At 40.0% G+C, this 21,225-nt stretch carries 18 protein-coding genes; 7 read left to right on the top strand and 11 right to left on the bottom strand.

All coding sequences use genetic code 11. The annotated features are described in order from the left end of the window. Window positions 1-170: 170 nt before the first annotated feature. The 6 genes from B4U37_RS05515 to B4U37_RS05490 all read right to left on the bottom strand — a co-directional run bounded on the left by B4U37_RS05515 (window position 171) and on the right by B4U37_RS05490 (window position 8,170). Window positions 171-1,430, bottom strand: a complete 1,260-nt coding sequence (locus tag B4U37_RS05515) for an ATP-binding protein (protein WP_088017423.1) — start codon at window positions 1,428-1,430, stop codon at window positions 171-173. A 137-nt stretch (window positions 1,431-1,567) separates the two neighbouring features. Continuing rightward, a complete protein-coding gene (locus B4U37_RS05510; protein ID WP_088017422.1) occupies window positions 1,568-2,458 on the bottom strand; it encodes a DMT family transporter in 891 nt (296 codons plus the stop codon). A gap of 50 nt (window positions 2,459-2,508) precedes the next feature. Continuing rightward, window positions 2,509-3,750, bottom strand: coding sequence for an amidohydrolase (locus B4U37_RS05505; RefSeq protein ID WP_088017421.1), 1,242 nt, complete (start codon window positions 3,748-3,750; stop codon window positions 2,509-2,511). A 17-nt stretch (window positions 3,751-3,767) separates the two neighbouring features. Next, window positions 3,768-5,009, bottom strand: a complete 1,242-nt coding sequence (locus B4U37_RS05500; RefSeq protein ID WP_088017420.1) for an amidohydrolase — start codon at window positions 5,007-5,009, stop codon at window positions 3,768-3,770. 50 nt (window positions 5,010-5,059) lie between these two features. Then, window positions 5,060-6,583 (bottom strand): glutathione ABC transporter substrate-binding protein, encoded by a 1,524-nt coding sequence (locus tag B4U37_RS05495; protein ID WP_088017419.1) that lies wholly within the window; start codon window positions 6,581-6,583, stop codon window positions 5,060-5,062. 12 nt (window positions 6,584-6,595) lie between these two features. Next, complete coding sequence (locus B4U37_RS05490; RefSeq protein ID WP_157663722.1) at window positions 6,596-8,170, bottom strand: glutathione ABC transporter substrate-binding protein; 1,575 nt, start codon at window positions 8,168-8,170, stop codon at window positions 6,596-6,598. 186 nt (window positions 8,171-8,356) lie between these two features. On the opposite strand from B4U37_RS05490, the gene B4U37_RS05485 reads away from it, so the two are divergent. The 7 genes from B4U37_RS05485 (at window position 8,357) to B4U37_RS05455 (ending at window position 15,100) form a co-directional block, all read left to right on the top strand. Next, a complete protein-coding gene (locus B4U37_RS05485; RefSeq protein WP_088017418.1) occupies window positions 8,357-9,253 on the top strand; it encodes an ABC transporter permease in 897 nt (298 codons plus the stop codon). 16 nt (window positions 9,254-9,269) lie between these two features. Further along, complete coding sequence (gene nikB / locus B4U37_RS05480; RefSeq protein ID WP_088017417.1) at window positions 9,270-10,190, top strand: nickel ABC transporter permease; 921 nt, start codon at window positions 9,270-9,272, stop codon at window positions 10,188-10,190. Between the two features lie 15 nt (window positions 10,191-10,205). Continuing rightward, a complete protein-coding gene (locus B4U37_RS05475; protein WP_088017416.1) occupies window positions 10,206-11,201 on the top strand; it encodes an ABC transporter ATP-binding protein in 996 nt (331 codons plus the stop codon). Window positions 11,202-11,214: 13 nt separating this feature from the next. Continuing rightward, window positions 11,215-12,210, top strand: a complete 996-nt coding sequence (locus tag B4U37_RS05470; RefSeq protein ID WP_088017415.1) for an ABC transporter ATP-binding protein — start codon at window positions 11,215-11,217, stop codon at window positions 12,208-12,210. A 103-nt stretch (window positions 12,211-12,313) separates the two neighbouring features. Next, complete coding sequence (locus B4U37_RS05465; RefSeq protein ID WP_088017414.1) at window positions 12,314-13,105, top strand: sensor histidine kinase; 792 nt, start codon at window positions 12,314-12,316, stop codon at window positions 13,103-13,105. Beyond that, window positions 13,083-13,775, top strand: a complete 693-nt coding sequence (locus B4U37_RS05460; protein ID WP_088017413.1) for a response regulator transcription factor — start codon at window positions 13,083-13,085, stop codon at window positions 13,773-13,775. The genes B4U37_RS05465 and B4U37_RS05460 overlap by 23 nt, the downstream gene beginning before the upstream one ends. Beyond that, window positions 13,775-15,100, top strand: coding sequence for an SLC5/6 family protein (locus B4U37_RS05455; RefSeq protein WP_088017412.1), 1,326 nt, complete (start codon window positions 13,775-13,777; stop codon window positions 15,098-15,100). The genes B4U37_RS05460 and B4U37_RS05455 overlap by 1 nt, the downstream gene beginning before the upstream one ends. Window positions 15,101-15,173: 73 nt before the next feature. On the opposite strand, the gene yhbH is transcribed toward B4U37_RS05455, so the two are convergent. From yhbH to B4U37_RS05435, 5 genes are all read right to left on the bottom strand, one after another. After that, a complete protein-coding gene (gene yhbH / locus B4U37_RS05450) occupies window positions 15,174-16,343 on the bottom strand; it encodes a sporulation protein YhbH (RefSeq protein WP_088017411.1) in 1,170 nt (389 codons plus the stop codon). Between the two features lie 307 nt (window positions 16,344-16,650). Next, on the bottom strand, window positions 16,651-16,806 hold the full coding sequence (locus B4U37_RS21875) for a hypothetical protein (protein ID WP_010198366.1): 156 nt from the start codon (window positions 16,804-16,806) through the stop codon (window positions 16,651-16,653). A gap of 94 nt (window positions 16,807-16,900) precedes the next feature. Continuing rightward, window positions 16,901-18,796 carry a PrkA family serine protein kinase gene (locus tag B4U37_RS05445; RefSeq protein ID WP_088017410.1) on the bottom strand — a complete coding sequence of 632 codons (1,896 nt, stop codon included), beginning with the start codon at window positions 18,794-18,796 and terminating at the stop codon, window positions 16,901-16,903. Window positions 18,797-19,337: 541 nt separating this feature from the next. Then, window positions 19,338-19,838 carry a tRNA (uridine(34)/cytosine(34)/5-carboxymethylaminomethyluridine(34)-2'-O)-methyltransferase TrmL gene (gene trmL / locus B4U37_RS05440; protein WP_088017409.1) on the bottom strand — a complete coding sequence of 167 codons (501 nt, stop codon included), beginning with the start codon at window positions 19,836-19,838 and terminating at the stop codon, window positions 19,338-19,340. Between the two features lie 66 nt (window positions 19,839-19,904). After that, entirely contained in the window at window positions 19,905-20,795 is an 891-nt protein-coding gene (locus B4U37_RS05435; RefSeq protein WP_088017408.1) for an amidase domain-containing protein, read from the bottom strand. Window positions 20,796-21,225 lie beyond the last annotated feature (430 nt).

The raw sequence follows: 21,225 nt of genomic DNA, 5'->3' as shown, positions 1-21,225 counted from the left end.
TTTGTAAGTTTTATAGCTGTTGATTGGAGCAAAAGGCGAAGACTCCTGAGGGAGATAGCGCTAGGTGGAGACCCCGCAGGCGTAGCCGAAGGAGGCTCTCGTCAGCCCCTAGGAAAGCGAAGCCATTTGCGGAAATCAACAGCGGTTTATGCTCAGCATAAAAAAAGAAACTAGCTGTTTTCACTAGTTTCCATTGGTAACTTAATAGTAAAAATGCTTCCTTTTCCTACCTCACTTGTGACTTCAATTTTCCCTTGCAACAATTCAATAATTTGAAAAGAGATCGTCAAACCAATGCCGGTCCCCTTATCCTTAGTAGAATAAAAAGGTGTTCCCAATCTTTCCACCTGTTGCGGCGTCATCCCCACACCATCATCCATGACCTCTATTAAAACCATACCTCTCCTGCTAGAAGCCTTAACCGTCACCGTTCCATCCTTATCAATAGCTTCAATACCGTTTTTGATCAAGTTAATCAGTACCTGCTTCATTTCATCTTTATTTGCCTTAATATACAATTCATCTTCTATCTCATGACGAATGCTCGTGTTATTAAGAGTCGTATAGGTGGACATGAGCTGGACGACCTGCTCCAACTCCTTGGATACATTGATTCTGTCCATCCCCAATTTATTGGGCTTGGCCAGTGAAAGATAGTCCTGAATAATGGATTGTGCCCGGTCTAACTCCTCAATCGAGATATCAATATATCTTTTTTGGGAACCATTTAAATTATCATCTTGACTCATCAACTGAAGAAAGCCACGTGTAGATGTCATTGGATTCCTGACTTCATGTGCCACCGATGCTGCAAGCTCACTTACCACTTTAAGCTTCTCTGAACGTTGCAATTCATGCTGCAATTGCATCTGCATATTCAAATTTTCAATAATCATAATAGCCGTTACTAAAGAAATCCAGGTTATGATGGAAACAAGCACATTTAAGAAAATCTCCTTCTCCTCATTCAGGTAAAATAATCGGATAGCCCTGGTTGAAGTTATCAACAAAAATAAGAAGGAAACGATAGAAACTTTCTTGTTTAAGCTTAAACTTGAGTATCTATTCCGGAATATCAACAGGATTGCTGATAGAATAAAGTAATTTATCACCATAACCATTATATTGCTGTCACCGATTATGTATAAATAATAAAGCATGGACACCACGACGATAGCCCCTGTTACTAATCCACCATACAAAAATGACAAAATGACAGGTATCAGCTTTTGATCATAATTAGAACCCTCTGTTACTTCGATTGGAAAAGACATCGTACAAATGACCATGACCAACATAATAAACAAAAATCTATAATTAATTTTTTTTGTTAAGACCAATGCGCCTTTATTTAAAAACTGATAATAAAATAAAATTGGAAACAAAATAATTAAAACATGATATAAAACATGCCCAACATTTTCAAACATACCAACGCCCCTACCAACAAGAAATCACTATTTTCTCATAGTTAATACTTCGCTTTTTACCCCATCTATTCCTCCTTTTGTCTCATAAGAAAAACCAGCCCCTCGGCTGGTAGATTGGCTTGAAAAAGATCCTTCCTTTAAGTAATTGCATATCTTCTGCTCCTCTTCTTGTTAGACAATATAACACCACAAACAATGAAGATGGCTCCTATTACTTGAGTGATCAGTATGGGTTTACTAAGAAGAAAGAAACCTAATATCATCGCTACAAATGGTTCTAAGTTTGTCAAGGTTGACGCTTTCGATGCATTTATATACTTTATTTGCTTGTTCCAGATAAGGTTACAGAAACCATGTACAATAATTGCCGTAACTATTAAAAGAACCCATGCTCCAGGAGCTGCAGTTATCGTCTTTTCCTGCTCTAATACAGCAAATGGAATGGAAATGATGAAAGCCAGTACATTAGAGTGAAAAGTAAGGGGGAATGTCTCCATTCTTTTAGACAATAATCTTGTTAGTATAATCAACAAAGAGAATGTCACCATAGTTATTGCAATCCACCATAATCCTTTTTCAACCTTTAAAAAGGTTCCATCATACCCGCTTCCGACCACGATAAATCCTCCTATTGCAGCAACTATCAAACCGATAGCCATATTTTTTGTAAACACTTCATGAAGGAAAATGGCAGCAAGAATACAAGTTATCAAGGGTGTCATGGCTAATATCACTGCTGCAGATGTGGAGTCCGCATGTTGTAATCCTATAAAGAAGCTCCATTGATTAATAAAAACCCCCACAGTACTTAACAAAACAAAGACAAGCAAATCCTTCTTGGTTAATTTAGGAAAATAAAAAGAGATACCTTTCCATTTCCCGTATATATACAAAGCAAGAACAATGGCTAAGAACCGAGCAAATGTAGTAAATCCAGGGGAAAAACTTTCTAATAATAGCTTGCCGATTACAAAGTTACTTCCCCAGACCAGAACACAAAACAATAATAAACTATATGCTTTTGCCATCTTCCATGCCCCCTAAGAAAAATTCCCACATTTCTGTGGGAATTGACAAATTACCTATATTGTAAATGGAACGCATTATGGTAAACTTCCTTGCCTTTAAAATAAACGGACTTTCTTTTTGGAAGCCTGGCTATCGCTTCAGCCGAACACGATGCATCCATCAGAACTAGGGACGCCTCATCTCCCACTTTTGGCCATTGCATTTCCCCACTTGCCGAAAGAGTGGTCCGGCCGCCGGTAGCCCACTTTAGGGAATAAGCTAGCGCTTTCTCATCTATTCGCTTTGTTCTTTCACAGTAACGTTTTACCTTTTCTAAAACATCCCCGTTCCCAAATGGGCCCCATGAATCGAAGAAGCCATCACATCCTAAAAAAACAGGAACGTTAAACTGATCAAGTAAATCTATTGGTGGAATGACACGATTAATAGGAATGGTTGACATGATGGCCACACCATTTTCCCCAAGATACTCTGCCATTTCACGTGCTTGTGTTTCAGGGACATCACCTAGACTGAAAGCATGGCTGACTGCTGCGCGATTTTTCCATTTTGCCTCTTCTACCATCTCTACTAATTTATCAATTGTATAAAACCCGACGTGTCCATGGTCATGCAAGTGAATATCGATTTCTGCATTAAACTCCTCAGCCAAGTTCATTGTTTCATATAGTGATTTTTCAATATTCTTATCAATTCCCGCAGGGTCTAATCCACCTACAATCGTTGCTCCCGTTCGCATTGCCTCCTTCATTAGTGGAATGACCTCTTTTTGCTCCAACATCCCATGTTGGGGAAAGGCAACAATCTCATAACTGAGGTAATCCTTATATTCTTCTAGGGCTTCTTTTACCCCTTCCAGGTTTTTAAGCCCGATGTAAGGATCGATATTTACATGTGTGCGTATATGTGTCGATCCTTTGCTAAGAATCATCTCTATCATTTTACTTGCACGCTGCTTTGTGGTTGGGGCAAGTTCCCCTAATTCAAGGGCTTCATAATGAAGTCTTTCTTTCAGGTTCTTTACAGGGATGGGTGCCTTCCAATCAAATGAAAGATATGTCTTATCCAGATGATTGTGCATCTCCTTGAAAGAAGGAAGGGCTAGTAGACCCGTTGCATCTTTTTTGACCTCTCCAGATGGTATATCAAAAGGCTGTTCTTGGATTTCCTTGAAGATACCTTCTTCGATTTTTATGGAAAATAAGGATGTCTCCGTTTTATGTGCTCCATTTTCTAAGATACTGAAGCCTGTTTCTAATTTTATATTGACTAGCCAAAATGTCTCTTTCATTTACTATCCCTCCACTTTTATTTTGCTATAGATTGTTTTTCCATTCCCAACCGGTTCACTTCTTTGCCTTTATAGAAAAGGGCCTTGACATCTGTACGCCTTGCAACCGCTTCTGCTGAACAACTTGCATCAACTAATATCATGGAAGCATCGTCTCCAATCTTTGGCCATAGTCTCTCACCTGCAGCACTTAGTGAGTTGATTCCCCCTGTTCCATATTGAACTAAAGAGGATAGAGATTTTTCATCAACAAGTCTGAACCGTTCTGCGAGTACGCACATTTTTTCAATGGTGTTGGCAGTACCAAAAGGTGACCAATGGTCTGTAATACTGTCATGCCCTAGAGAAACGATCAGCCCCATTTGGGTTAATAAGGGGATTGGAATGGTCGGGCGGTTAATGGGAACAGTGGTGGTCACATCAATTTTGTTATCTACTAACATCTTTACAGTTTCCTCAAGCTGGATGGTCTCCAAGTCCCCTAAAGCGATGGCATGACTGATGGTCGTTCTGCCCTGAAGGCCGGCTTGTTTTGTATAATGAGCCATCCGCTCAAAAGTGAAAGCGCCAAGGCTGTTCGGATCATGAATATGAACATCTACTGATGAACCGGACTGGACTGCAATATCAAAGATGGTATCGAGTGATTTTTCGATATTCCTGTCTATCGTCGCCGGGTCCACCCCACCGACATGTGTAGCCCCCATTTCCATTGCTTCCTTTACTAAAGGTGCCACTTCACTTCGCAATAATCCGTGCTGAGGAAAGGCGACAATTTCAAATGTCATCTCATCTTTGTATTTATTTACAGCATTCAATGTGGCCTCTAAGTTCTTCAATCCGATGGAAGGATCAATATTACAATGTGTTCGTATATGGGAATGGCCGTGCTTTAGGTATAATTCAATTACTTTCTCAGCTCTTTCCTGTGCTGTCGCCAATTGCTGTGGAAGTAGTTTTTTTTCTTCTTCAATTCTTGTAAAAATACCGTTAGTTATTGGTGTGCAAGCTTTCCATGGACCTCCATAGTATGTTTTATCGATATGAATATGCATTTCTTTTAAAGAAGGAAGCAGAAGTAATCCTTTCGCGTCCTTTTCAGGGAGGTTATCTTTGGGCTGCTCCTTGGATATTGCAGCAATTTTCCCTTCTACTACTTTTAAGTGAACCATTTCAGTCAATGTTTTCAAGCGATTATCCTCTTGTTCAAACCCCACTTCTATTCGCACATTCTTCAGCCAATAACTGTTTCTATTCATCTCTTTTCCTCCTAGTTGGAGGGCCTAGTTACTAGGCCCTAACCATGTCATTATTTTATAGTGATTTCATTGAGAAGGATGTAGTTAACAGGGCTGATTACAAGTCCCTCTACATCTTTATGATAGACAGCAAGATGCTCGTAATATCTGAGCGGAATCATAGCTGCATCTTCCATCTCCAGTTTCATAGCTTGTTCATATAGGTTTTTTCGTGATTCATCATCTATTTCCTTTCTAGCATCCTCTATGATTCTATCAACTTCAGGGTTATTGTAATAGGTATGGTTACCTGCCCCCCCATGCGAAGAGGAGTGGAATACATTAAATTGATTGTAATCTCCGTCTCCCGTAGCATTTCCCCATCCACCAACGAACATTTCGTGTTCGCCATTATTTAATGCTTCTATATACGCTCCCCATTCTAATACTTCCACTTCCGCATTGATCCCTATTTTCTTCAGTTGAGATTGTACGACTTCTGCTACATTTATTCGCTCTTTGCGATCATTGGTGGTAATGGTGACCTTCAGTCCTTCTAATCCAGCCTCTTGCAATAAAGCTTTGGCATTCTCTAAATCATAGTCATAAGGTTTAACGTCATCACTGTATCCAAATACCTTCGGACTCATTGGAGAATTGGCAAGCATTCCAGAGTTCTGGAAGACACCTTTTAGAACTGCCTTTCTGTCAATAGCCTGCGTTATCGCTTTTCGAACCTCCAATTGATCAAATGGTGCTTTTTGAACGTTAAAGCCAAGAAATTCTATTCCTAATCCATCTGCCCGGTACAGATTCAGTGTTTCCGAAGCTGCTATTCTTTCAATCTCTGTAATGGGAACCTGATCATTAACATGCGCTTCTCCTGTTTCTATCATGGCGAGCCTAGTGGTATCTTCCGGAACCACTTTAAACACAACCTGATTAATCTTTGGCTTATCTCCCCAGTATTTCTCATTTTTCTTTATGGATATTTCCTGTCCTGGCTTCCAATAATCAAAGGCGAATGGCCCTGTGCCTACTGGGTGTTCCCAAAGTTTCTTTGGATTCTCTGAGAGCGCTTTTGGACTGATGATACTTCCCTCATTCGCACTTAGTATGGACAGCAGTGGGGCATATGCTGCTGATAGATGAAAACGAACTGTATATTCATCGACAATCTCTATGTCATCAATCATCCCTAGTTTTTCAGCTTGCGGGGATGCTGTTTTAGGATCAAGCAATCTATCAAATGTTGCCTTTACAGCGTCGGCATTGAATACCGTCCCATCATGGAAATAAACGCCTTCCCTTAAAGTAAATTCCCAAGTGACATCATCAATTTGTTCCCATTCTTTGGCCAAACCTGGCTGGGGCTTCATGTCCAAGTCTGGCACAACAAGCGTTTCATAAACTTTTTGATAAAGGATATTAGCACTTGAAATATCTGTAATGAAGTGTGGGTCAAGCTTGGTGGCATCTGATAAACGGACGACCGTCAGTTTATCCTTTTCGGAAGTCTCCATTTGACTGCTAGAAGTGGAACACCCACTGATAATTAAAAGCAATGCTAACATTAATATGATGGTCGATCTCATATCTTTCCCCCTCTACTTAATGGTGACGTCGTTTAGCATAATGTAATTAGAAGCATTTAACCAAATTCCTTCTACCCCTTTTGTATAGACAGCCAAATGTTCATAGTTTCTTATCGGCACATACACGGCATCATCCATTTGAATCTGCATCGCTTTCTCATATAGTACTTTACGTTTTTCCTGATCCATTTCTTCCCTGGCTTTTTCAATAATATTATCTACTTCTTCATTGCTGTAATAAAAATGGTTGCCTGGTGGTCCTTGTGATGCTGTATGGAAAAGATTGTATTGGTTATAATCTCCATCACCTGTTGCATTACCCCATCCACCAATAAACAAGTCATGGTCACCTTTATCAATCATTTCTAAATATGCCCCATATTCCAATACTTGAATAGAAACATCCACTCCTATCCCTTTTAATTGGGACTGTATCACTTCTGCCATATTAATGCGTTCTTTCCTATCGCTAGTAAGCAAGTTCAGTGATAAACCATCCTTATAGCCTGCTTCTTTCAGGAATTTTTTTGCTTTATTTATGTCGTATTCATATGCCTTGATATTTTCGCTGTAACCAAATACTTTTGGACTCATAGCTGAATTTGCTAACGTGCCAACTTTGTTATAAACACCTTTTAGAATAGCTTCTCTTTCAATAGCGTGACTGATCGCTTTTCGGACACGCACATCATTCACTACCTTACTCTCTACATTGAAGCCTATATATTCAACTCCAAGTCCCTCTGTACGATATAAGCTCATAGAATTCGAATTCTCAATACGATCTAGTTCTGTTACTGGAACCTGATCAGAAACATGAGCTTCTCCTGTTTCAATCAATGCAAGCCTCGTTGCATCTTCAGGTACCACTTTAAAAATCACTTCCTCTAGATTTGGCTCTTGCCCCCAATATGACGGATTCTTAATTAACGTTATATCCTGACCGGTATTCCAAGATTCAAAAATAAATGGCCCTGTTCCTACTGGATGTTGGGATAATGATTCCTCATTCTCTTTAATCGCTTTAGGGGAGATGATGCTGCCCTCATTACTTGCAAGGATGGATAGCAACGGTGCATATGGGTAATCAAGGTGCATACGCACGGTATACTCGTCCAATACTTCAATCTCCTTAATCATCGATAATTTTTCACGCTGAGGTGAACCTGTTTCTGGATCTAAAACACGCTCGAATGTTACTTTCACCGCTTCTGCATTAAAAGGAGTCCCATCATGAAATTTCACTCCTTCTTTTAATGAAAACTCCCATGTTATCTCATCAAGTTGTTTCCATTCTGTAGCAAGCAATGGTTCTATCTCCATATCCTGATTCGGCACTACCAGCGTTTCATATACTTTTTGATAGATGATATTGGCAGAAGGTATGTCTGTTATAAAGTGTGGGTCTAACCTGGTGGCATCCGAAAGACGCGCGATAATTAAGCTTCCACCCTTTTCTTCCGACCGGGCACCGTTCTCAGAACCATTGGAACTGTTCGAAGACGTTGAACAAGCACCCATAACTGAAACCATAAAGGCAAATACAAAAAACATGATTAAACTTCTTAACATTCTGTTCTTTCCCATTTCAATCTTCCCCTCCATTGAAACTCTTGAATTTCGTGCATAGTTGCATTATAAAAAAAAGATTTGTAATTTATTTTCAGAATATTTACTTGTTTTTAAAATATTTTGACATCTTACTTTAAAATTATTTACTTTGTTTGAAATTTTGATAATTTTAAACACAACACTTGTAAGGGAGGACATTAAATGGAAGTTCAAGTAAAGACGGGAGAAACAATTCTTGCAGAGGAAACGAGTAATCCTCGGTTAGAAAAATGGAAGGACATCATCTATAAACTATCAAGGAACAAAGCAGCAGTGGCAGGTGGAATCATCATTTTATTTTATTTGGCAGTCGCTGCATTCGCACCTTGGTTGGCACCTTATGATCCATATGAAATTAATTTAGATAATCGCATGCAGTCCCCCTCCATAGACCATTGGATGGGAACGGACGATAAAGGAAGGGATATACTCAGCAGAATTATTTATGGTTCCCGCTTATCAATGGGTGTCGGTTTTGCTTCTGTACTATTCGGGGCGGTATTTGGAATTGTGCTTGGATTGGTTGCAGGTTACTACGGCAGGTGGGTTGACTCCATTGTTATGAGAATAATTGATGTGATGCTTGCTTTTCCAGGTATTCTATTGGCTTTGGCTATTATCAGCGCATTAGGTCCCAGTTTAATAAACGTGACCATTGCCGTGGGAGTATTCTCTGTTCCATTATTTGCCCGCATAGTTAGGGGCTCTACATTGGAAGTCAAGAAGCTAGAATATATTGATGCGATCCGTTCGTTGGGAGCAAGGGATATAACTATTATTTTTATTCATATACTCCCTAATATTCTCTCCCCAATCATCGTACAGGGGTCGTTAAGATTGGCCACTGCCATTTTATCAGCAGCAGGGTTGTCCTTTTTAGGTCTTGGAGCTCAGCCACCTTCGCCTGAATGGGGAACCATGCTTAGCAGTGGAAGGGATTTCTTATTTAGCGCACCATATATGGCCCTATTTCCGGGACTTGCAATTTCTATACTAGTTTTAGGCTTTAACATTTTCGGAGATGGCCTTCGCGATGCTTTAGACCCAAGAATGAAATAAAAGAGGAGGTAAAAGGATGATTTCTTTTTTAATAAAACGATTAGTTCAAATGATTCCCGTACTAATAGGCGTAACTTTGGTTGTCTTTTTAATTATGCAGATGGTCCCTGGAGATCCAGCTGTTCTCTTGGCAGGTGAAGGAGCTTCAAAAGAAACAATAGAAGAGATAAGGACTCAATTGGGGTTAAATCAACCGCTATATATCCAGTACTTTGATTACTTAACGAACATTTTCAAGGGAGATCTTGGAGTATCCATTAAAAATAATAAACCAGTATTAGATGAAATCTTGGTAAGACTCCCTATTACGATGGAATTGGCTCTTTTCAGTATCCTCATAACTATCGTATTAGGAATGGCAGCAGGAATCATTTCCGCGATCAGACCTTATTCCGTCTCTGATTTGTCAGTCATGTTGATTGCCCTCATCGGGATCTCCATACCAAGTTTTTGGTTTGGCCTTATGCTTATGTATATATTCTCCGTCAAACTTCAAATCCTTCCGGTAGCAGGCTGGGATAGTTGGCAACACATCATCCTTCCCGCCATTACACTTGGTGCTGGAGGTGCTGCAATAGTTGCGAGGATGACCAGATCAAGTATGCTCGAAGTCATACGGCAGGATTACATTAGAACTGCGCGTGCAAAAGGACTTCGTGAACAAATTATCATTTCTAAACATGCTTTGAGAAATGCTTTAATTCCTGTCATCACCGTAGTAGGACTCCAATTTGGAGCATTGCTTGGGGGTACGGTTCTAACAGAATCGATATTTGCCATCAACGGACTGGGAAGATTGATTGTAGAATCTATCAGAATGCGAGATTTGCCGATGGTACAAGGTGGCGTACTTGTTGCTTCTATTATTTTCGTCCTTGTTAATCTATTGGTAGATTTACTTTATCGCATTTTCAATAAAAGAATTGAATTAAACTAAAAGGAGTGAAATGAGATGAATGAAAAACTACTAGAAGTAAAAGGACTAAAAACTCATTTTTTCTCAAATAAAGGAACTAGTAAAGCGGTAGATGGGGTGGATCTCGTTTTACACAAAGGGGAGACCTTAGGAATTGTTGGGGAATCAGGTTGTGGGAAAAGTATTACTTCCCTTTCTATTTTGAGGCTGATCCCCTCCCCTCCCGGAAAAATAGTGGAGGGCTCTATATTATATAAAGGTCAGGACCTAGTGAAGATGACTGAAAATCAACTGAGGAAAATACGCGGCAATGATATCTCCATGATTTTTCAGGAACCGATGACATCTCTTAATCCAGTTATCAGTGTTGGTGAACAAATAGCAGAAGGCATTAGGCTCCATGAAAAACTAAGTAAAAAAGATGCCTGGAAAAAAGCGGTGGAGATGCTTCGTCTTGTAGGTATTCCTTCTCCTGAGAAACGAGCAAAGCAAGAGCCATTTCAATTGAGTGGCGGTATGAGGCAGCGAGTGATGATTGCCATGGCACTTGCCTGCTCTCCTGAAGTCCTCATCGCCGATGAACCAACCACTGCATTGGACGTAACCATTCAAGCACAAATTCTCAAACTAATTAAGGAACTGCAAGTAAAACTTGGAATGGGGGTCATGATGATTACTCATGACCTTGGAGTGGTGGCAGAAACCTGTGATACTGTAGTCGTTATGTATGCTGGGAACGTTGTAGAATATGCTTCTAAAGAAGAGATTTTTAGAAATCCTAAACATCCCTATACTCAAGGGCTATTATCCTCTTTGCCAAGGATAAATGAAGATCTAGAATATTTGCCAACAATTAGCGGTAACGTTCCAAGTCCCTTTTCACATCTACAAGGATGTCGGTTTGCCAATCGCTGTCCACACGCAACTTCACTATGCAACACAAAAGCACCAGAATTGAGCGCTCCGGAAGCAGGAGAGGGACAGGTTCGCTGTTGGATTTATACAGAAGAGTGGAAAAAATTCATTATATAAGAAAGGGGACAGCATGATGGAGCTAGTCACAAAAAAAGAAACAAAACGTGTTCTTTTATCTGTTAAAAACCTCAAGCAATATTTTCCCATAAAAAAAGAATCGCTTTTCAAACCAAAGTCATTTGTCAAAGCGGTGGACGATATTTCCTTTGAACTGATGGAAGGGGAAACATTAAGCATCGTTGGTGAATCAGGTTGTGGAAAATCGACAACGGGACGGTCTATCCTTCGCCTTGAACAGCCGACTGATGGAGAGATCGTATTTAATGATAAAGACCTTGTTCGAATATCCAATACAGAAATGAGAAAGGTGCGAGCAGATTTACAAGTAATCTTCCAAGATCCATTTGCTTCACTTAATCCAAGAAGAACCATCAAACAAACATTGAATGAAGCCATGGCCATCCAGGATGTGGTTCCAAAGCAGAAGAGAATGGAGCGGATGCTTGAGTTACTCGAGTGTGTAGGCTTGCCAGCAGAGGCATTGAATCGATATCCACATGAATTCAGTGGTGGACAGCGGCAGCGTATTGGTATTGCCCGTGCTTTAGCAGTAAATCCGAAATTGATCATTTGTGATGAAGCCGTTTCTGCACTTGATGTTTCCATTCAAGCGCAAATCCTGAACCTACTAAAGGATTTACAAAAAGACTTTGGCTTGACTTACTTGTTCATTTCACATGACCTTAGTGTCGTTCGGCATATTTCTGATAGGGTCATGGTCATGTACCTGGGAAAAATTGTGGAGATAGCCGATAAGAAAAGTATTTTTGAAAGGCCACAGCACCCCTATACACAAGCACTGCTGTCAGCTATTCCTACAACCGATTTAGATGCAACAAAAGAAAAAATTGTACTTAAAGGAGATGTTCCTTCCCCAATCGATCCACCAACGGGTTGCAGATTTCATTCCCGATGCCCTTTGGCTAATGATATATGTAAAAAGGTAGAACCTCCATTAAAAGAATGGAACAACCAACATTTTGTAAGCTGTCATCTTGTAAAATAATAACCATTTACAATTGGTTGATTTGAATTACAATAATAGAAAGAATGAAATAGCGGAGGTTTTTTCTCACCTCCCTTTTCTGTTTCGCGAGGGGGTCTCTTACATGCTCCAGATAGAGGATTTTTCTCTTTATGTAATGTTGTGTGTACTTGCTCCTTTAGTGGGAGCTTTTACTTTATTGTTTTTATTTATTTTTGAAAAAAGAATTGACCTATTAGAAAATCAAGCAAACAGATTAGTTTTGGAAAAGGAACTCCAGCAAGCTAAATATTTTCAATTAAACCAACAAATCCAACCTCATTTCTTTTTTAATACACTCAATTCAATTCTAAGCCTTGCTAGGCTTAATAGAATGGGAGAATTGATAAGGGCAATCGAAGTGTTTTCCAAGTTTTTAAAAGTTAAGTATAAGTCCAATCAATCTATTTGTACTGTGGCTGAAGAATTGGAATATTCCTGTTATTATCTTGAGATTCAAAAAATACGATTCCAATCACGTCTCACCTACACAATTGAAATGGAAGAACAAGTAAAGCAAGTGGCCATTCTACCTTTTCTTATACAAACCCTTGTAGAAAATGCTTTTAAGCATTCTTTTGAGAAATATCCAGGTGAAGCACAATTAAATATCACATTAACCCTCTCTAATTCCCATGTACTATTGACGGTTTGGAACAGTTCGGAAGGTGTACATCTAAACAATCATCAAGATGCCCCTGGACACGGCCTTACTAACATCAAAAGTAGATTACACCATATGTATCCAGAAGAAGAAGCTTCTTTTCAGCTGATCCATGAACACGACGGGACTCGCGCTGTTGTTTTATGGCCTGTATCATATCTCACCAATCTAAAAAAGGAGGCCAAGCAGAATGAACATTATATTAGTAGATGATGAACCTCTAGAAATTGAACAACTAACATTTCTTATCCAGAAACATTATCCTAAATGGAATGTCTACCATGCGTTTGATGCTGCACAGGCATTAAACATTTGTGAAAAGCAGCACATTGATCTATCCTTCCTAGACATTCACCTTCCGGGAAAAGATGGTCTTGAACTAGGCAAACTATTAAAAACTAAGCATACACATATGGAATTCATCATTGTAACAGCTTTTCAAACCTTCGAATATGCACAAACCTCTATTAAACTTGGTGTGGCAGATTACTTGACAAAGCCTGTAATAGAAGAAGAATTGGTTGAAGTGTTAAATAAATTCAAGCATCGGGGAAATTACAGCCCATCAATACAACAGGCTTTATCCATCATTCATCAGGAATTTAAAGATAAGGTCACACTGCCATATCTTTCTTCAAAGATACATATGAGCCCTATCTATTTCAGTCGTAAGTTCATGGAGGAGGTAGGGATTGGGTTCTCTGAATACCTGAACAAATACAGAATAGAAACTGCTGCAGGTTTAATGGCTAAAAACCCGAATTTTCACATCTCCACGATCGCGGAAGAATGTGGATTTAACAGCCAGCACTACTTCAGTCAACAGTTTAAAAAATATTATGGAAAGACACCACGCGAATATAAAGTTGAGGTTACTAATTAATGATCAAAAAGAACTATTCTGTTTACATACTGGGAACAATACAACTTGGCATCGGATTTGGTATTGTTACTTTGCTTTCTAGATGGGTTACTGGCAACACCATCCTATCATCCCCCGAAGCTCTTATTAAATATGGAATTTTAGGTGGACTCGGTTACTCTTTAATGGGCGCCTTCGCATTTATCCTTTTTGGATTTATCGCTACTTATATAAGAAAGCGCTACCCCAAGCATCAAACCATAGGTGATCTGCTAAAGGAAAAGACAAATCCGTTTGGATACTGGTATACCATACTGCTTTTGCTTATAACAGGGATGGATTCCATGTTCGTACAAGCAACAGGCGCAGCTATTCTTTTCTCTCTAATATTCCCTGTTCCCATATATATAAGCTTATTCTTTTTCTTCTCATTCTGTTTTATTATCGCAGGACTTGGAGGCGTGCAACGAATCCATCAATTTGCCGGTATAAGCATTACCTTCATATTTGCAGCCATCATCTTAATACCTGTTTATTTTTATATACAAAATGGCGTGTACCCAGTATATGAGGGTGTTCAACTCTACCATCCCTACTTACTTTTTTGGAAAAATATAGATACATTTTTCTTTGTAATTACTGGGATCTTTATTGGTTTTGGACAGGTCTTAATCGATAGAGCAACCTGGCAAAGAGTCTATATGTTAAAACAGTCCAGAATTCGTACCATTTTCACCTTAACTGGCTTGATATGGGCAACCATTCCTTTGTCTTTATCTTCTTTGTTGTTAGTGGTTGTCTACAGTGGAAGTTTCCAAGATGTAAAAATTTTACTTTTTCAACTTGTTTATAACATAAACTCTTCTTTTCTAATTGCAATATTTCTATTATTTTGTTTTAGTGCCATTTCTTCCACTCTAAATGCAGAACTTCATGCAACGACAGTATTTACGGTGAAAAACGCAATAAGTGAATTGATTCCCTTAAGTGACCAACATAAATGGCATTTATCTTTTTGGATAACAGGGATGCAGTGTTTGTTTCTCTATTTAGTTGTGATTATTATATCTCCTACTTTTATTGAGTTATTATTCTTTTTTGGTAGTATCTATGCAGCCTTGATATCACCAATATTGTGGATGATATTTAGCCGTGATCGCCTTTCAAGTTTTGTTCCATCAACCTCAGCCATTGCAATCTTTTTAAGCATTTTGTCTTCTTCAAGCACAGGACATTTAGGTGCAATCTGGGTAAGTTTTATCACTTCCACATTCCTATGTGCTTGTTTCATGCTGTTCCGCTTTCTATCAATCTTTCGGGTGGAAAAGCGAAAAAGACTATTATAACTAAATCGAGCTAAAGCTCTCTCCAACATTCTAGCTATACCATAAGAAAAACCAGCCCCTCGGCTGGTTTTAGTTAAGCAAACTTTTTATTTTGCTCCTTTTTGAAAAACTCCCTCATCGCATGGAAGACATCTGGTTTTTGCTTCAAAATGTAATGCCTGAACTTCTCGTCACTAACATTCTTATAAGCCGACATTAGTGTGGAATGCCTGTTATACTGATTGACTTCCCCGTACCCGAACATATTGGAAACTTTCATCAGTTCCGCTACCAATTTTACACAACGCTGATTGTCAGAAGTCAGATTATCACCGTCCGAAAAGTGGAAAGGATAAATATTGAACCGAGTAGGATTGTACTTTGAATCGATTAGCTCCAGAGCTTTCCGGTAGGCGGATGAACAAATCGTCCCTCCACTTTCTCCCTTTGAAAAGAAATCCTCTTCACTTACAACTTTCGCCTCGGTATGGTGAGCAATAAATTCAATATCCACTGTCTCGTACTTTGTTCTAAGGAATCGCGTCATCCAAAAGAAAAAGCTACGCGCCATATATTTCTCCCACATCCCCATTGATCCGCTCGTATCCATCATCATCAGTACTACTGCTTTGGAATCCGGCTTCACCACTTCATTCCAGGTTTTAAATTTAAGATCTTCCTGATAGATTGGATGGAAGCTTGCCGTACCTGTCATCGCGTTCCGCTTATAGGCGGACATCATCGTACGTTTTTTATCTATATTCCCCATAAGACCTGTGCGTCTGATATCATTAAATTCATAGTGCTCAATGATATTCTCATCTCGCTCTTTTTGCTGCAAGTTCGGCAGCTCAAGCTGGTTGAAAAGTGCCGCTTCAAGATCCATTAAGGACACTTCAGCCTCATAATAGTCCTCTCCAGCCTGATCACCCGCTCCTTGCCCCTTACCTGGACCCTTCTGCTGACCCGACCCGTCCCTGGCAACAACATCCCCTACCTGACTGTCTCCATCTCCTTGGCCAACATGTTTGTTTTTGTCATAATTATAACGAATTCTGTACTCATCTAGAGACCTGATTGGGATCTTAACGACCTCTCTGCCATTGGACATTACAATGTTTTCTTCAGTAATAAGATCTGGTAAGTTATTTTTGATAGCCTCCTGGACCTTTTCCTGATGGCGTTTTTGGTCGTCGTGGCCTTTTCGATGGAGGGACCAATCCTCTTTGGACACTACAAAATTCGTATCATCTGACATTGTCATCGATATCCCTCCCTATTTAATTCATTTTACGTTTCTAGGAACCTTTTCATCACTATTTTCATAAAATATCTTGGTGAAATTTAATGAATCCAACCTTTGCGACAATTAGGGTTGGTTACTCTATCCTATGCACATATCTCAAATAATTGACAGATTATTTGGATAATTAGGCTCGCATTTCTATAAATGAGACAAGCGTGTAATCGATTGTTAGTAATAATAATCTTATGCTGATAGATGGTCGTACTATACGATGAATATCTTTATATACAACAAAAAAACCTCCCAAAATTACTGGAAGGTATGATTATTCTTTTTCATTTTCCGAGTTGTTATTATGCTGCTTAGGACTACGCTCTCTGTCGGTTTTATTTTCCTTCAGCTGCTCCATTTCCTTTGCCAGCTTTTCCATTTCTTTTTCATTTGGTGCCATTGTATTTTCATAGGTTTTTTCTTTACTCATTGTAATCACCTCTTACTAATAATTTCCCCTTATTTTGAATTTACAAACCTATACATGGAAAAAAGCAGCGGGAATCATTACCGCTGCCAACCTGTTACCTGTTTAATAAACTACCTACATACCTTAGTAGATCATTGGCTGAAGTGGAGTTATAGCCATGTTCATCAATCAAGCGCGCTACCACTTCATTTATTTTCTTCAGCTGAGTTTCATCCGGAGTCTTGGAAGAAGTCGTGATCTTCACTACATCCTTCAGATCTGCAAACAGCTTCTTCTGGATTGCTTCCCTTAAGCGCTCATGGGAGTTGTAGTCAAATCGCTTCCCTTTTCGCGCATAAGCAGAAATTCTAATAAGGATCTCTTCGCGGAATGCCTTCTTCGCGTTTTCAGAAATACCAATCTGCTCCTCAATAGAACGCATCAATTTCTCATCCGCACTCATCTCTTCCCCAGTAAGAGGATCTCTGAGTTTCGCTTTATTACAATATGCCTCGACATTATCCAGATAGTTATCCATCAATGTCTTCGCAGACTCTTCATACGAATACACAAATGCTTTCTGAACTTCTTTCTTCGCAATATTATCATATTCTTTTCTCGCTACTGAAATGAAGTTTAAGAATCTCTCTCTATCTTCATTAGATATAGAAGCATGCTGATCCAGCCCTTCTTTTAAAGAACGCAGAACATCAAGCGCATTAATGGACGGAATTTCTTTGCGAATGATGGTGGACGAAATCCGGTTGATCACATAACGTGGATCAATTCCGCTCATCCCTTCATCAGCATACTCTTTCTTGAGCTCTTGAACATCCACAGAGTTGAAGCCTTCCACAGATTCCCCATCATACAGGCGCATTTTCTTCACAAGGTCAATATCGCCACGTTTGGCTTCTTTCAATCTGGTCAGAATCGTAAACATCGCAGCAACCCTAAGCGTATGCGGCGCAATATGGACATTTGCCACATCACTCTCATTGATCATCTTTTCATAAATTCTCTCTTCCTCAGAAAGCCTTAAGTTATATGGAACCGGCATCACGATAATACGCGAATGCAAGGCTTCATTCTTTTTATTGGAGATGAAAGAGCGATACTCCGTTTCATTCGTATGCGCGACAATGAGCTCATCCGCACTAATTAAAGCGAATCGTCCTGCTTTGAAATTTCCTTCTTGCGTCAAGGATAATAGATGCCACAAGAACTTCTCATCACATTTCAACATCTCCTGGAACTCCATCATCCCGCGGTTCGCCTTGTTCAGCTCCCCGTCAAAACGATATGCACGTGGATCAGACTCAGAACCGAACTCTGCAATCGTCGAGAAGTCGATGCTTCCAGTCAAGTCAGCAATATCCTGTGATTTCGGATCAGACGGACTGAATGTACCAATCCCGACACGCTGATTTTCTGATAGAAAAATGCGCTCCACCAGCACATCTTCAATTCTGCCCCCATATTCCTTTTCAAGCCTCATCATATTTAAAGGCGACAGATTCCCTTCAATCCTAACACCATACTCATTGTGAAAATCCTCTCGTAAATGGTGCGGAATTAAATGCAGCGGATCCTCATGCATCGGGCAGCCCTTAATGGCATAGACCGCTCCTCTATCCGTATGTGTGTACTGCTCAAGTCCGCGTTTAAGGATGGTGACGAGCGTGGATTTCCCTCCACTTACAGGCCCCATTAATAATAAGATCCTCTTTCTAACATCCAATCTTTTCGCAGCCGGATGGAAATACTCCTCCACCAACCGCTCCAACGCTTCTTCTAAACCAAAAAGGGCATTGCTAAAGAAATTATACTTCCGCTGCCCATTGACCTCTTCTACCCCAGCATCTTTAATCATATTGTAAACCCGTGAATGTGCGGATTGAGCTACCCATGGTTCTTCTTTCAAAATCTCCAAGTACTGCCCGAAGGTTCCTTCCCACTTCAGCCTCTGTTCTTCTTCCCGATACTTTTCAATTTTACGTAAAATATCCATAAGGACCTCCCCTTTTATTACAGCTTCAAGAGTCGTGATTGCGTGATTAATATACTCTATGCGCTGTGGGAGTGAAACATGCTTTTTTTAAAAGTTTGTACGTATATAAATGAATGTAAGATTTCCCCCTGTTACCTGAAGTGCAAGATGTGAGACTCTGGAGGGATGTAGCGGTAGGTTGAGACCCCACAGGCGTAGCCGGGGAAGGTAAAACACCACCCCTCGAAAAGCGAACACCCGGAACGGAAGGCAACAGGGAGTTAAAAAATAACACTGTCAAAAATTATCCACAGATTTCATTCACATAACTCGTCCATTGGGCTATAATATAGATAGTATGCTTACATGAACTAAACCTACATAAGGAGGAACCAAACATGGGTACATCTGGATTCTTAATCTTAGGCGTATGTATTGCATTCCTTACAGCTATCTTCACTGCTGGCTATAACGAGCGCCCAGGCACACGCAAAAAGTAAATCGCATAAATAAAGAAGCCCTCCATCTTTCAACTTTTGCTTGAAAGGTAGAGGGCTTCTCTTTATTCTTCCGGAAACTCTATAGAAAGATTCGGATAATCCTGTTGGCGCAATGCTTCATATATTAATATCGCTGCCGTATTGGACAAATTCAACGACCTTACATTCTTCGTCATCGGCAAACGCAAACACTGATCCAAGTTACTCTGAATCAAATCTTTTGGTAAACCTGTCGTCTCTCTTCCAAACACAAAGAAGTAGTCCTTATCCAAGTTGCTGTAATCAAATGAAGTATGCGGCTTCATCCCAAACTTCGTAATATAGAAGAATTCCGCTTCTTTATTTTTTTCAAACAACTCATCCAAAGAATCATAATAAACCACATTCACAAATTCCCAATAATCAAGTCCCGCACGCTTCAACATCTTATCGTCCGTCGAAAAGCCAAGCGGTCTGATCAAATGCAATGTTGTGTTCGTAGCTGCACAAGTTCTAGCAATATTTCCTGTATTAGCTGGAATCTCTGGCTGATATAATACCACATGTAATCCCACAATCGTCACCTCATATTTCTTTCACTTTCATCCTATACAACAATACCTTTTTATCGCATTGGAATCAAGTATCTACTAACGGTCTAAGACGTGGAAAAATTTATATTTAATATTCGGGGTATACGCAGTGGAATCTTCATATTTCCAATACCTCATCCGCGAGTTATACGTGTTGGCATTCACTAATGGCTCCCCATTCTCATCCTTTGCAACCACAATCGTATTATGATCAAAACGACCATCCCCCTCAAAATCATAACAGATTACATCACCAGGCATCAGCTGCGACACATTGCTTACTTCTTTCGCTTTCAGACCTTGCTTTGCGCTTGGCAAATACCACCTGAGGGCATGCGCCACTGCCCACGTATAACTCCAATCATTATTACGCATCCACCAACCACCAGATTTCTTCGGATACCCAACCATCGGCGCCCCACCAGCATACAAACACTGCGAAATATAATTTGTACAATTTACCTCAAACTTTTTAAACTGAGGATTATGGCTGTTCCAATATTGCTCCGCATACCTAACTGCTTCCACCCGACTATATTTAAAACGCAATGGCTCCTGTTCTTCATCCTCCTCTTGTGGCGGAATAAACCGAGGTGAAGTCCGATCCCCCTCATCCTGAATGGAGAAGTCTTGTATAAGTTCACCATCCATCCATTCAGAGTAACGCTGATCTGCTTCTTCCTCTAGATACAACTTCTCTCTTTGCTTTATTAGATACCGAACGTGAATCTCGTAAAAAACAGTGGCCTCCCGCTGCTGTTCATCCTCATGAATTGAATGAATCCTCGCCGTCGCACTGCACTTAACTATCTCCGCTCCCCTGCGTATATGTGCATCTTGTTTTCGTTTTATGGTGACATCGTTCATAATTGTTCTACTCGTTTGCTTGCTTTTGTAAACATAAGTATCAAGGCGATTCTGAATATGTTCTTTCAGCTTATCTCTCATAGGCTTGCCCCTTCCTCTGGGTAATGTTCCTTGTAGATATGTTTATGTGGGGGGCTTGGGAATTGTGTGAGGGATTTTTGTTTTGTTTTTTGGGAAGTGGTTTTGGGATTTTGGGTTGGGTTTTTGTTAGAAGGTTTTGGGTAACTGGGGGTTGGGGTTGGATCTTGTTAGAAGGTTTTGGGTAACTAGGGGTTGGGGTTGGATCTTTGTTAGAAGGTTTTGGGTAACTAGGGGTTGGGGTTGGATCTTTGTTAGAAGGTTTTTGGGTAACTAGGGGTTGGGGTTGGATCTTTGTTAGAAGGTTTTTGGGTAACTAGGGGTTGGCTCCGAAGCATTTGTCTCGTACGAGGACAATGTTTCCCTACTTTCAATGGGTGAGGGAGTCATTCAGCTCGTACGAGGACAATGCTTCCCAATTTTCACTGGCTGA

The organism is Sutcliffiella horikoshii, from assembly GCF_002157855.1.
Lineage (GTDB): Bacteria > Bacillota > Bacilli > Bacillales > Bacillaceae_I > Sutcliffiella_A > Sutcliffiella_A horikoshii_C.
Note: the sequence above shows the minus strand (reverse complement) of the source record. Positions and strands in the feature narration are given on the sequence as shown.

What these genes read in the sequence shown, in the direction of transcription:
- B4U37_RS05475 (WP_088017416.1), top strand. Translation starts at nt 10,206, where the DNA reads ATGAATGAAAAACTACTAGAAGTAAAAGGACTAAAAACTCATTTTTTC.
- B4U37_RS05510 (WP_088017422.1), bottom strand. Translation starts at nt 2,458, where the DNA reads ATGGCAAAAGCATATAGTTTATTATTGTTTTGTGTTCTGGTCTGGGGA.
- nikB (WP_088017417.1), top strand. Translation starts at nt 9,270, where the DNA reads ATGATTTCTTTTTTAATAAAACGATTAGTTCAAATGATTCCCGTACTA.
- B4U37_RS05455 (WP_088017412.1), top strand. Translation starts at nt 13,775, where the DNA reads ATGATCAAAAAGAACTATTCTGTTTACATACTGGGAACAATACAACTT.
- B4U37_RS05470 (WP_088017415.1), top strand. Translation starts at nt 11,215, where the DNA reads ATGATGGAGCTAGTCACAAAAAAAGAAACAAAACGTGTTCTTTTATCT.
- B4U37_RS05465 (WP_088017414.1), top strand. Translation starts at nt 12,314, where the DNA reads ATGCTCCAGATAGAGGATTTTTCTCTTTATGTAATGTTGTGTGTACTT.
- B4U37_RS05490 (WP_157663722.1), bottom strand. Translation starts at nt 8,170, where the DNA reads ATGGGAAAGAACAGAATGTTAAGAAGTTTAATCATGTTTTTTGTATTT.
- B4U37_RS05505 (WP_088017421.1), bottom strand. Translation starts at nt 3,750, where the DNA reads ATGAAAGAGACATTTTGGCTAGTCAATATAAAATTAGAAACAGGCTTC.
- B4U37_RS05485 (WP_088017418.1), top strand. Translation starts at nt 8,357, where the DNA reads ATGGAAGTTCAAGTAAAGACGGGAGAAACAATTCTTGCAGAGGAAACG.
- B4U37_RS05515 (WP_088017423.1), bottom strand. Translation starts at nt 1,430, where the DNA reads ATGTTTGAAAATGTTGGGCATGTTTTATATCATGTTTTAATTATTTTG.
- B4U37_RS05495 (WP_088017419.1), bottom strand. Translation starts at nt 6,583, where the DNA reads ATGAGATCGACCATCATATTAATGTTAGCATTGCTTTTAATTATCAGT.
- B4U37_RS05445 (WP_088017410.1), bottom strand. Translation starts at nt 18,796, where the DNA reads ATGGATATTTTACGTAAAATTGAAAAGTATCGGGAAGAAGAACAGAGG.
- B4U37_RS05460 (WP_088017413.1), top strand. Translation starts at nt 13,083, where the DNA reads ATGAACATTATATTAGTAGATGATGAACCTCTAGAAATTGAACAACTA.
- yhbH (WP_088017411.1), bottom strand. Translation starts at nt 16,343, where the DNA reads ATGACAATGTCAGATGATACGAATTTTGTAGTGTCCAAAGAGGATTGG.
- B4U37_RS05435 (WP_088017408.1), bottom strand. Translation starts at nt 20,795, where the DNA reads ATGAGAGATAAGCTGAAAGAACATATTCAGAATCGCCTTGATACTTAT.
- B4U37_RS21875 (WP_010198366.1), bottom strand. Translation starts at nt 16,806, where the DNA reads ATGAGTAAAGAAAAAACCTATGAAAATACAATGGCACCAAATGAAAAA.
- B4U37_RS05500 (WP_088017420.1), bottom strand. Translation starts at nt 5,009, where the DNA reads ATGAATAGAAACAGTTATTGGCTGAAGAATGTGCGAATAGAAGTGGGG.